General features: G+C 67.9%; 8 protein-coding genes. 6 read left to right on the forward strand and 2 right to left on the reverse strand.

All coding sequences use genetic code 11. From position 1 onward, the window contains the following. The first annotated feature begins 34 nt into the window (after positions 1–34). From hrpA to A5688_RS08905, 3 genes are all read left to right on the forward strand, one after another. A complete protein-coding gene (hrpA, locus tag A5688_RS08895; protein ID WP_067911270.1) occupies positions 35–3,943 on the forward strand; it encodes an ATP-dependent RNA helicase HrpA in 3,909 nt (1,302 codons plus the stop codon). A 115-nt stretch (positions 3,944–4,058) separates the two neighbouring features. Beyond that, a complete protein-coding gene (locus tag A5688_RS08900; protein ID WP_278184193.1) occupies positions 4,059–5,570 on the forward strand; it encodes an FAD-dependent monooxygenase in 1,512 nt (503 codons plus the stop codon). 91 nt (positions 5,571–5,661) lie between these two features. Next, positions 5,662–6,633: a hypothetical protein gene (locus A5688_RS08905; protein WP_067911267.1), complete on the forward strand. Its 972-nt coding sequence runs from the start codon at positions 5,662–5,664 to the stop codon at positions 6,631–6,633. Positions 6,634–6,656: 23 nt separating this feature from the next. Here the strand turns inward: A5688_RS08905 and A5688_RS26795 are convergent, their stop codons facing one another. After that, positions 6,657–6,839, reverse strand: a complete 183-nt coding sequence (locus A5688_RS26795; RefSeq protein WP_082951132.1) for a hypothetical protein — start codon at positions 6,837–6,839, stop codon at positions 6,657–6,659. 138 nt (positions 6,840–6,977) lie between these two features. On the opposite strand from A5688_RS26795, the gene zwf reads away from it, so the two are divergent. Further along, positions 6,978–8,477 carry a glucose-6-phosphate dehydrogenase gene (gene zwf / locus A5688_RS08915; protein WP_067831630.1) on the forward strand — a complete coding sequence of 500 codons (1,500 nt, stop codon included), beginning with the start codon at positions 6,978–6,980 and terminating at the stop codon, positions 8,475–8,477. Between the two features lie 27 nt (positions 8,478–8,504). Here the strand turns inward: zwf and A5688_RS08920 are convergent, their stop codons facing one another. After that, positions 8,505–9,428 carry a class I SAM-dependent methyltransferase gene (locus A5688_RS08920; RefSeq protein ID WP_067911264.1) on the reverse strand — a complete coding sequence of 308 codons (924 nt, stop codon included), beginning with the start codon at positions 9,426–9,428 and terminating at the stop codon, positions 8,505–8,507. Positions 9,429–9,609: 181 nt separating this feature from the next. On the opposite strand from A5688_RS08920, the gene A5688_RS08925 reads away from it, so the two are divergent. Both A5688_RS08925 and A5688_RS08930 read left to right on the forward strand, forming a co-directional pair. After that, positions 9,610–10,491 carry an HpcH/HpaI aldolase/citrate lyase family protein gene (locus A5688_RS08925; RefSeq protein WP_067831727.1) on the forward strand — a complete coding sequence of 294 codons (882 nt, stop codon included), beginning with the start codon at positions 9,610–9,612 and terminating at the stop codon, positions 10,489–10,491. A 118-nt stretch (positions 10,492–10,609) separates the two neighbouring features. Next, the gene (locus A5688_RS08930; protein ID WP_067911261.1) at positions 10,610–11,845 is read left to right on the forward strand and encodes an osmoprotectant NAGGN system M42 family peptidase; all 1,236 of its coding nucleotides are present in this window, start codon (positions 10,610–10,612) and stop codon (positions 11,843–11,845) included. Positions 11,846–11,849: the final 4 nt, after the last annotated feature.

Here is an 11,849-nt window from a genome sequence, read left to right on the forward strand (position 1 = left end):
GGTCGCGGTCGCGCGAGTGCCTATTCTGTGCGGGGTGGCCGAACCGTCCGCAGCGCAGCTGCGCAAACAGCTCGACGGTGTACCCCTGCGCGACGCCGCCCGCATCGGCCGGCGCCTGAAGAACCTTCGCGGCAACCCGCCCGAAAAGCTGCGGCAGCTCGCCGAACAGATCGCCGCAGCGCACCAGGTCGTCGCCGCCCGGCAGGCCGCCGTGCCCACGGTCACCTACCCCGAGCTGCCGGTCAGCGAGCGCCGCCGGGAAATCGCCGAAGCTATACGGGCGAATCAGGTGGTCGTCATCGCCGGGGAGACCGGGTCGGGGAAGACCACCCAGTTGCCCAAGATCTGTCTCGAGGCCGGCCGCGGTATCCGCGGAACCATCGGGCACACCCAACCCCGCCGCCTGGCCGCCCGTACCGTCGCGCAGCGCATCGCCGACGAGCTGGGCGGCCCGCTCGGCGACGCCGTCGGCTATACCGTGCGGTTCACCGACCAGGTCAGCGACCGCACGCTGATCAAGCTGATGACCGACGGCATCCTGCTCGCAGAGATCCAGCGCGACCGCCGCCTGCTGCGCTACGACACGCTGATCCTCGACGAGGCCCACGAGCGCAGCCTCAACATCGATTTCCTGCTCGGCTACCTGCGCGAGTTGCTGCCGCGCCGCCCAGACCTGAAGGTCATCATCACCTCGGCCACGATCGAGCCCCAGCGCTTCGCCGCGCACTTCGAGAACGCGCCCATCATCGCGGTGTCCGGACGGATGTATCCGGTCGAGGTGCGCTACCGGCCGCTGGAGGTCGCCGTGCCGTCCGCCTCCGACGACGATCCCGACGACCCCGACCACGAGATCGTGCGCACCGAGATCCGCGACGAGGTCGAGGCGATCGTCGACGCCATCGGTGAACTCGAGGCCGAGCCGCCGGGCGACATCCTGGTCTTTCTCTCGGGCGAGCGCGAAATCCGCGACACCGCAGAGGCTTTGAGCGGCCTCAAGCACACCGAGGTGCTCCCGCTGTACGCCCGGCTGCCCACCGCCGAACAACAGAAGGTGTTCGCGCCACACACCGGGCGCCGCGTCGTGCTGGCGACCAACGTCGCCGAAACGTCGTTGACCGTCCCGGGGATCCGCTATGTCATCGACCCGGGCAATGCCCGCATTTCGCGCTACAGCCGCCGGTTGAAGGTGCAGCGGCTGCCGATCGAGCCCATCTCGCAGGCGTCGGCCGCGCAGCGGGCCGGCCGGTGCGGCCGCGTCGCCCCCGGCGTGTGCATCCGGCTCTACTCCGAGCAGGACTTCGCGGCCCGGCCGCGCTACACCGACCCCGAGATCCTGCGGACCAACCTCGCCGCCGTGCTGCTGCAGATGGCGGCCCTGCAGCTCGGCGACATCGAAGAGTTTCCCTTCCTCGATCCGCCGGATCGGCGCAGCGTCCGCGACGGCGCGCAGCTGCTGGCCGAACTCGGCGCGTTCGACTCCCACGGTGCGATCACCGATCTCGGTCGACGCCTGGCACGACTGCCCGTCGATCCGAGGCTGGGCCGGATGATTCTGCAGGCACAGACCGAGGGGTGCGTGCGCGAAATGTTGGTGTTGGCCGCGGCGCTGACGATCCCGGATCCGCGGGAGCGGCCAAGCGACCGCGAGGAGGCGGCCCGCGAAAAGCACGCCCGTTTCGCCGACGAGCATTCCGACTTCATGTCCTACCTCAACCTGTGGCGCTATCTGCGTGCGCAACGGACGTCCTTATCCGGCAATGCGTTTCGCCGGATGTGCCGTTCGGAGTTCCTGCACTATCTGCGCATTCGCGAGTGGCAGGACCTGGTCGGGCAGCTGCGCAGCATCGCCCGCGACCTGGGCATCGTCGAAGACGCATCGTCGGATGAGCCGGCCGATCCGGCGCGGGTACATGCGGCGCTGCTCGCGGGGCTGCTGTCGCACGTGGGAATGCGCCGCGAAGACACCCGCGAGTACCTGGGCGCGCGCAACTCGCACTTTGTCCTGGCGCCCGGCTCGGTGCTCACCAAACGGCCACCACGCTGGGTCGTCGTCGCGGAGCTGGTCGAGACGAGCCGGCTGTATGGGCGGACGGCGGCCCGCACGCAGCCCGAGGTCGTCGAGCGGGTCGCCGGCGACCTGGTGCAGCGCAACTACAGCGAACCGCACTGGGACGCCGCCCGCGGCGAGGTGCTGGCCTACGAGCGGGTGACGCTGTACGGGCTGCCGCTCGTCGCGCGCCGCCGCGTCGGATACGCCCGCATCGAGCCGGTGGTGGCGCGGGAATTGTTCATCCGCCACGCGCTGGTCGAAGGGCAATGGCACACCCGCCATCACTTCTTCCGCGACAACGCGCGGCTGCGGGCCGAGCTCGAGGAGCTGGAGGAGCGGGCCCGCCGCCGCGACCTGCTGGTCGGCGATGACGACGTGTATGCGCTCTACGACGCCCGGATTCCCGCCGATGTCGTCTCGGCGCGGCACTTCGACTCCTGGTGGAAAAGGCAGCGACACAAGACACCGGACCTGCTCACCTTCGCCCGCGCCGACCTGCTGCGCACCGACGAGACCGCCGACACGGACCGGCCGAACACATGGCGGACGGGCGACGTCGCGCTGCCGCTGACCTACCGGTTCGAGCCCGGCGCCGCCGACGACGGCGTCACCGTGCATGTGCCGATCGACGTGCTGGCCCGCCTGGGCGGCGATGAGTTCGCCTGGCAGGTCCCGGCGCTGCGCGAGGAGCTGGTGACGGCGCTCATCCGCTCGCTGCCGAAAGACCTGCGCCGCAACTTTGTTCCCGCCCCCGACACGGCCCGCGCGGTGCTGGCCGCAATCGACCCGGAGGGTGAGCCACTGCTGCCGGCGCTGCAACGCGAACTACGCCGTCGCACCGGCATTTTGGTGCCGGTCGACGCCTTCGACCTGGACAAGCTGCCATCGCATCTGCGGGTCACGTTCGCGGTCGAGTCCGGCGACGGCACCGAGGTGGCCCGCGGCAAGGATCTGGGGGTACTGCAGGAACGGCTCACCACGCCGGCCCGGCAGGCCGTCGCGCAGGCGGTGGCGGGCGAGCTGGAGCGGACGGGGCTGCGGGCCTGGCCCGAAGACCTCGACGAACTGCCGCGCGTGGTGCAACGCACCATCGATGGACGCACCGTGCGGGGCTTTCCGGCATTCGTCGACTCGGGTGCCGGCGTCGACCTCCGCGTGTTCGCCACGTCGTCGGAGCAGGATCGGACAATGGCACCCGGCATCCGGCGGCTGGTGCGGCTCAGCGTCGCATCACCGGTCAAAGCTATTGCGCGTCAACTTGATCCGCGTGCCCGGCTGGCTCTCGGCAGCAACCCGGACGGCGACCTGATCGCGCTGCTGGAGGACTGCGCCGACGCCGCGACCGACGCCCTCGTGGCCGCGCCGGTATGGACCCGCGCGGAGTTCGTCGCGCTGCAACAGCGGGCAGGAAAGTCCCTGCTGCCCACCACCGTCGACATTGTGCACCGCGTCGAGAAGGTACTGGCCGCCGCTCAGGAGGTCCAACTCCTGGTGCCGGAAAACCCGCCGCCCGCGCAGGCCGACGCGATCGCCGACATCCGTGCCCAGCTGAATCGGCTGTTGCCTGCCGGGTTCGTCACCTCCACCGGCGCCGCGCACCTCGCCGACCTCACTCGCTACCTGCTCGGAATCCGTCGCCGCCTCGACGGCTTGGCTCACGGGATCCAGGCCGATCGGGAGCGCATGCGGCGAGTGCTGTCCGTGCAGGACGCCTACGACGAGCTGGTGCGCGAGCTGCCGCAGCCGGCAAAGACGGCCGCCGGCGTGCGCGATATCTCCCGGCAGATCGAGGAACTCAGGGTCAGCCTGTGGGCCCAGCAACTCGGCACGCCCCGCCCGGTCAGCGAGCAGCGGATCTATCGCGCGATCGACGCCGTGCGCGACGCTTTGTGAACGATTCCCCCCGCCACTTTCAACCTATAGCGCAACGGGGGTCTTGCCGCAAGGCCCGGGGGATGATGCAAAATCGCTGTCCTCAACCAGAATTCGGCCGAATCGGGGTGGCGAAGTGGATGTTTCGGGATTCTCGGGGAGCTCGCGCGGCGACGTCGAGCATGCGGTGCTCATCGCCGGTGGTGGCCCGACGGGGCTGATGCTGGCGGGCGAACTGGCTTTGGCGGGGGCCGACGCCGCCATTGTCGAGCGCCGCACCAGCCAGCACCTGATCGGTGCTCGCGCCGGCGGTCTGCATTCCCGCACCATCGAAGTTCTCGACCAGCGTGGCATCGCCGATCGATTCCTGTCCCAGGGCGAGGTGGCGCAGGTCGCCGGCTTCTCCCAGATCCGGTTGGACATCAGCGACTTTCCCACCCGGCACCCCTACGGACTCGCGCTGTGGCAGAACGAGATCGAACGGATACTGGCCGACTGGGTCGGCGAACTCGGCGTGCCGATCTATCGCGGCGCCGAGGTCGCGGCTTTCGCGCAGGACGACGACGTCGTCGACGTCACCCTGTCCGACGGCCGGGTGATGCACGGGCAGTATCTCGTGGGGTGCGACGGCGGACGCAGCGTCATCCGCAAGGCGGCCGGTATCGCGTTTCCGGGGTGGGACCCGACGAGGAGCTACCTACTCGCCGAGGTCCAGATGGATGTCGCGACCGGGCCAACCCCGCAGTGGGGCATCCGCCACGACGCGCTCGGCGTCCATGCCCTGTCCACCGTTGAGGAGGGCGGCCCGGCGCGGGTCATGGTCACCGAGCGCCACCTCGGACCCGCCACCGAACCCACGATGCACGACCTGAGTGAGGCACTCGTCGCCGTATATGGCACCGACTTCGGAATCCACAGCCCCACTTGGATTTCCCGGTTCACCGATGCGGCGCGGCAGGCCGCGGCCTATCGGCGCGGACGGGTCTTGCTCGCCGGCGACGCCGCGCACATCCATCACCCGGTGGGTGGCCAGGGCCTCAACACCGGCGTGCAGGACGCGGTGAACCTGGGCTGGAAACTCGGCCAGGTGGTCAACAAGACATCGCCCGACACCCTCCTCGACAGCTACCACGCCGAACGCCACCCGGTCGCGCAGCGCGTGCTGCGCAACGCGTTGGCGCAGATGGCGCTGATGCGCCCCGATGAGCGCACGAAGGCGCTGCGCGACACCGTGTCCGACCTTCTCGGCATGGACGGACCCCGCAAACGCTTCGCCGCGATGATGTCCGGGCTGGACATCCGTTACGACCTGGGTGCGGGGCACCCGCTGGTGGGGCACCGGATGCCCGACCTGGACCTGGTCACCGCCGACGGCCCGCTGCGCGTGTTCGACCTGATGCGCGATGCGCGCCCGCTGCTGCTCGAGTTCAGCGGCCGCACCGACATCGGGCCCTGGACGGACCGGGTGCGCGTGATTGACGCGAATCATGTTGACCCGATTGCGCTTCCGGTGCTGGGCCCGGTGAGCGCACCACCGGCGGTGTTGATCCGGCCGGACGGACACGTCGCGTGGGTGGGCACCCGAACCGACCCGGCGCTCGGCGACGCCCTCGCCACCTGGTTCGGGCCGCCCGCCGCCGCGACGTGAGGAGCATGCGCGCAGGAAAAAGGGTGACTTGTATCGGGTGGCACAGGGTGTAACGTGCGTGTTCGCTGTTCAAGAGCAGGAAGCACGCACCGTGGACATGGCAACCGACCAACCCCCGACACCGCCCGTGAATTGGGCCGAGGCTCAACCCTTGCTCCGGCCTGTGCTGCGCCCACAAAGTTACGTCAACCACTTGGTCAACACCGGGGCTCAGCCCTGGGTCCGCCCGGTGTTCCCGTTCATCAACGAGATGGTTGTGGTCGACCTGCCCACGGTCCGGGCAATGGTGACCCCGGCCGAAACGGATGCCTGGGCCATCACCGGTGATCAGGCCTTCGCGGTGGCCAGGGAGAATCTCTCCGCGCGCCAGCAGGTCTTCGCGCCGGGCGAGCAGCTGCTGTTGAAAGACGCGGACGGCGACACCTATATCGATTCCCTGATCCTCGCCGCCGGATGGCTGGGTTCGCTCGCGGTGCCCGGCGCGCCCCGTCCGCTGGTGTTTTTCCCCGGTGACGGCGTTCTGCTGCTCGGCACCGACGCGCCCGACGACGCCGCAGAGCTCTTCGAGGCAGCCGAGCGGATGTATCTCGGTGCCGAGCAACCCATCTCGCCGCAGGGCTACACGATCGAGGGCAGCATCATCGCGCCGTTCGATCAGGCTGGCCCGCACCCCTTGCGCGAGTTGGCGTTACGGGCTCGAACCCTTTTGGCCACAAGGGAATACAACCATCAGACCGAATTCCTGCGGGCGCACTACGCGCGTGAGTTGTTCCCGCAGCACGTCGGCGATGCGCAGATGGTCGAGACGGATTGGGGCCCGCGCACCACGACCGTGTGGGGGCAAGGCGCGCCGTGGGAGTTGCCGCAGACCGACTACGTGACCTTCTTGGCCGGCGACCCGTCGAACGACAAGTTCACCGTCCCGTTCCCGACGGTCGTCGACGCGGTGGGCATCCTTCCCGTTTCGGGGATCAATCCGGTCCGCTACCGCGCCAATGAATGGCCGAGACCCGAGCTGCTGGCGGCGCTGCGGGCGCACTCCGTCGACCTGCCGAGCGGATGATGCTGTCCAGTCCGGGCGACCCGTCAGTCCGGCGGCTCGTTAGCCGAGCCTCGGACATCCGCTTGTTCCCGGTCGCTGCGGTTACCGGGAACGCCTTCGGCCTCGCTTTCCTCGGTAACTTTCTCCTCGAGTTGATCGACGATGTGTTCCAGCTCCTGAGCGCGGCTCAGCGGGTCTTTGTCGGGTTTGGTCATATCGCTTTCCATTGGCCTGGGTGGCGGACGACCGGCACCAGCGCCGGGGCCCCGCCGCTATTCAATACCCGATCGCGCGTTCGCTAACCAGACCCCGCCGCCCCCGGAACGGACGAGACACAGCGCCGCTGCGGTGGAAGTATCGCAAGAGTGGCTACCGAGAAACCCCAGACCATCGCTTACCCGGGTGCTGACGCCCGCCCGCGTCGCCACCACTCCGACCCGCTCGACCCGCACGTCATCGTCCTTTTCGGCGCGACGGGCGATCTGGCGAAACGAAAGCTGATCCCCGGCCTGGCGTACCTGGACCAGTCCGAATTGGCGCCCAATATCCAGATTGTCGCCACGTCGTTGGAAGACCTGAGTCAGGACGAATTCCGGGAAATCGCCAAAGAGGCCATCGATTCCTTCGGCACCCACAAGCTCACGCCCGAACAGTGGGCGAACTTCGCCGATATCGTCCGCTACGTCCCACAGAGCGCCGGGCCCGAAGCGCTGGCCGAGGCGGTGGCGCAGGCCGAGGACAACTTGGGGCCCAATGTCCGGCGATTGCACTACCTGTCGGTGCCGCCCAAGGCGGCACGCGCCGTGATCACCATGCTCAGCGACGCCAAGCTGGTGGAACGCTCACGGGTGGTGATGGAGAAGCCGTTCGGCACCGATCTGGCCAGCGCGGTGGCGCTCAACGACTTCGTGCACGAAACCTTCGAGGAATCACAGATTTTCCGTATCGATCACTTCTTGGGCAAGGAAGCCGCGCAGAACATCTTGGCGTTCCGCTTCGCCAACGGCCTGTTCGAGCCGATCTGGAATCGCAACTTCATCGACCATATCCAGATCGACATTCCCGAGGAGCTGGGCCTGGACCAGCGGGCGAACTTCTACGAGGAGACCGGCGCCTATAAGGACATGGTGGTAACCCACCTGTTTCAGGTGATGGCGTTCGTGGTGATGGAGCCGCCGACGGCGCTCGAACCGTTTGCCATCAGCGAAGAGAAAAACAAGGTGTTCCGGTCGATGCTGCCGGTCAAACCGTCCAATGTGGTCCGCGGTCAGTACAACGGATACCGCGACGAGGAAGGGGTGGCAAAGGATTCCGACACCGAGACGTTTATCGCGCTCAAGGTCGGCATCGACAACTGGCGGTGGGCCGGGGTGCCCATCTACCTGCGCACCGGCAAGAAGATGGCCGAGGGAATCCGCATCATCTCCATCGCGTTCAAAGAGGCGCCGCGAACCATGTTCCCGCCCGGATCCGGCGTCGGGACCCAGGGTCCCGATCACCTCACGTTCGATCTTGCCGACAACTCAAAGGTTTCGCTGTCCTTCTACGGCAAGCGGCCCGGCCCCGGGATGAAGCTGGACAAGCTGTCGATGCAGTTCTCCTCACAGGAGATCGACACCGTCGTGGATGTGCTGGAGGCCTACGAACGGCTGATCCTCGATGCGATGCGTGGCGACCACACGCTGTTCAATACGGCCGAAGGCATCGAATCATTGTGGGAGCGTTCGGAAGATCTCCTCACCGATCCGCCGCCGGCCAAGCTGTATCAGCCGGGCACGTGGGGACCCAACGCCATCCATCAATTGATCGCGCCCAATGCGTGGCGACTGCCGTTCGAGCGGGAGTGGCGGGAGGCCAGGTCCTAGCGGAAGCGCCGCGAAAGCACCTCGGGTTCAGCCCAATTCGGCACTGAGGTAACTGACCGCGTGCCGGAAGTGCTTGAGGACTTCGTTGTCGGGCAGCACGAATCCGTATTGGGCATAGACCTGTTCGGTGGGGTGGCGGTTGACGTTCCAGCCGGTGCCGGCCAGGTGTTCGGCGGCCGGGCGCCGCTCGCCGAGCCAGACCAGCTCGGCGACGTCGATGTCCAGTCCGTGCTGACGCCAGGCGCTGCGCATCGCCCGGGCCCGTTCGTCGGTGAATACGTTCATGTCGGTGATGTTTTCCGTGGCCAGCCGGCTGCCCGGCGCGCTGAGCGCGGTGATGTTGTCCAGCAGCCGGTCCTGAGCCTCGGGCGGTAGATAGGGCAGCAGGCCCTCGGCGATCCATGCGGTGGGGGAGTTGCTGTCAAAGCCACTGTGGCGCAGCGCCGTTGGCCAATCATCGCGAAGATCGATCGCGACGGTCCGGCGATCGGCGGTCGGCTCGGCACCGATCTGGTCGAGCGTGTCGGTCTTGAAGGCGATGACCTCTGGCTGGTCGACCTCGAAAACCACGGTGCCCGCGGGCCACGACAACCGATAGGCCCGCGCGTCGAGCCCGGCGGCCAAGATGACGGCCTGCCGGATCCCGGCCGCGGTGGCCGCGCCGAAGAAGTCGTCGAAAAACCTGGTGCGCACCGTAATCTGCTCGCGCCGCTGCTGCAGGGTCATCGGCATGTCATCGGTGTCGAGCGGGATTTGGCCATCCAGCATGCGGGTGAAGAAGGGGTGCCCGACGGCCCGCACCAACGGCTCGGCGAACCTGTCATCGAGCAGTGGGTCGGGGTCGCGGGACGCCAGCGCCCGGGATGCCGCCACCATCGTCGCCGTCGCGCCCACGCTGGAGGCCAGGTCCCAGCTGTCGCCCTCGGTACGCGCCGAATCAGTTGAAGACATTCGTTTTCCCCTTCCGGGATCCACCCACCGCGTCGGCCAATTCGCCCTCGGTGCGGTTCACCACCGGCGACTAGGCCACCAGTACCGAAGGGTACTTTCTGCCTATGCCGAGCGCACCACACACCCGCAGGCATTTGACCGTTAACCCCGCCGAGCTCGACGACAGGAAGTGAAGCACCTCATGGCACCGACCCTGCGCCCGCGCCGATCCGCCCTGTACCTGCCCGGTAACAAGCCACGCGCACTGGAGAAGGGCAGGACGCTGCCGGCCGATGTGCTGATTTTCGACCTCGAGGATGCGGTGGGCCCCGACGCGAAGGCCGATTCGAGGGCGACGGTGTGCGAGGCGATCTCGTCGGGAGGTTACCGGCCCCGCGAGGTCGTGGTGCGTATCAACGGCCTGGACACCGACTGGCACGACGACGACCTGGCCGCCGTGGCCGGATCGTCCGCCGACGGTGTGCTGGTGCCGAAAGTCGAGACAGGTCAACAGGTTCAAGCGCTGGCCACCAAGCTGGACACCTTGGGAGCGCCGGAGTCGATGCAGCTGTGGCTGATGATCGAAACACCCCGGGCCTTCCTGCGGGCCGAGGAGGTCGCGTCGGCCAGCGATCGCCTGGCCGGGTTGGTGGTCGGTACGAACGATCTGGTCAACGAGCTGCACGGCCTGCACGTCCCCGGTCGCGCGCCCGCCGTGCCCGCCCTGGGCCTGGCGCTGCTGGGCGCGAGGGCGGCCGGAAAGGTGATCTTGGATGGCGTGTTCAACGACATCACCGACGAGGGCGCATTCCGGGCCGAGGCGCGGCAGGGCCGCGAGATGGGATTCGACGGCAAGACCCTAATCCACCCGTCGCAGATCGCCCCCGCCAACGAGCTGTTCGGTCCGTCACACAAAGAGCTGGAGGATGCCCGCAAGATCGTCTCGGCGTATGAGCAGGCGCGGGCCGCGGGAACCAGCGTTATCACGGTCGATGGCCGCATGATCGAGAGCTTGCACGTCCGCGATGCCCAGCGCATCCTCACCCTCGCGGATTTGATCTCCGAGCTGGAATCCGCTTCCTAGGGCCTGCGGACATATCGGGCGCGCCGCGGCGGGTGCACGGCGGCCGCCCACGACGGGCGTTGGGTGCCGGCCACACGGTAGGTTGAACGCGTTCGGAGACGACTCGAGAGGAGATGACGTGGGCCAGACCGCGGCCATGGCCGAGGCCGACCGCGCGTGGATGATCGACACGCTGCTCGCACTGCTGCAGACCCCGAGCCCGTCGGGACGCACGGACGCGGTGATGCAGCTGATCGGCGACATTTTCGACGACTTCGGGGTGCCGTTCACCCTGACCCGGCGCGGCGCGCTGACCGCCGAACTCGCGGGTGCGTCCGCGACCACCGACCGGGCCGTGGTGGTCCATTCCGACACCATCGGCTGCATGGTCCGCGAGCTCAAGGACAACGGGCGCCTCGAAATCGTTCCGGTCGGCACCTTTTCGGCGCGGTTCGCCGCCGGTGCCCGGGTGCGCATCTTCATCGACGACCCGGACGAGTTCATCACCGGCACGGTCATGCCGCTCAAGGCCAGCGGGCACGCATTCGGCGACGAAATCGACACACAACCCACGGACTGGAAGCACGTCGAGGTCCGCATCGACCGCAGGGTGTCCACGCGGGAGGACCTGGTTCGGCTCGGCCTGCAAGTCGGTGACTTCGTTGCGTTGATCACCAGCCCCGAGCTCACCGCCGACGGTTTCATCGTCTCCCGGCACCTGGACGGCAAGGCGGGCGTTGCCATCGCGCTCGCCCTCGCCAAGAACTTCTCACAGAACAAGGTGGTGCTGCCGCACCGCACCACGATCATGGTCACCATCACCGAGGAAGTGGGCCACGGGGCCAGCCACGGCCTGCCCGCGGACGTCGCCGAGCTGGTCTCGGTGGACAACGCGGTGTGCGCGCCCGGCCAGCATTCCCTCGAGGACGGCGTGACGATCCCGATGGCGGACATGCACGGCCCGTTCGACTACCACCTGACCCGCAAACTCTGCCGGCTCGCACAAGACCAGGGAATCCCGTTCGCCCGCGACATCTTTCGCTACTACCGCTCCGATGCGGCGGCGGCTATCGAGGCCGGGGCCAACACCCGCGCCGCGCTGGTCGGCTTCGGGCTCGACGGCAGTCATGGCTGGGAGCGCACCCACATCGATTCGCTGGAAGCCGCCTACAACCTTCTGCACGCCTGGCTGCAGACACCGTTGACGTTCGCCAAGTGGGACGCCAAGCCGAGCGGCAGCCTGCGCGACTTTCCGTCATCCAAGCAGCCCGCCCCCAGCGAACGGTGGGTGCCGCTGTCCCGCGGCGATTTCGAAAGCCCCGGCGAGGCGTCGCCCGGGACGGCTTGGCCACCATCGGACGGACCCCAGGCCTGAGGCC

It is taken from the genome of Mycobacterium mantenii (assembly GCF_001667865.1).
Taxonomy (GTDB): domain Bacteria; phylum Actinomycetota; class Actinomycetes; order Mycobacteriales; family Mycobacteriaceae; genus Mycobacterium; species Mycobacterium mantenii_A.

Bases quoted from the DNA above. Each gene is read 5' to 3' on its own strand.
- A5688_RS26795 (WP_082951132.1), bottom strand. From the start codon at position 6,839: ATGGAAAGCGATATGACCAAACCCGACAAAGACCCGCTGAGCCGCGCT.
- A5688_RS08920 (WP_067911264.1), bottom strand. From the start codon at position 9,428: ATGTCTTCAACTGATTCGGCGCGTACCGAGGGCGACAGCTGGGACCTG.
- A5688_RS08925 (WP_067831727.1), top strand. From the start codon at position 9,610: ATGGCACCGACCCTGCGCCCGCGCCGATCCGCCCTGTACCTGCCCGGT.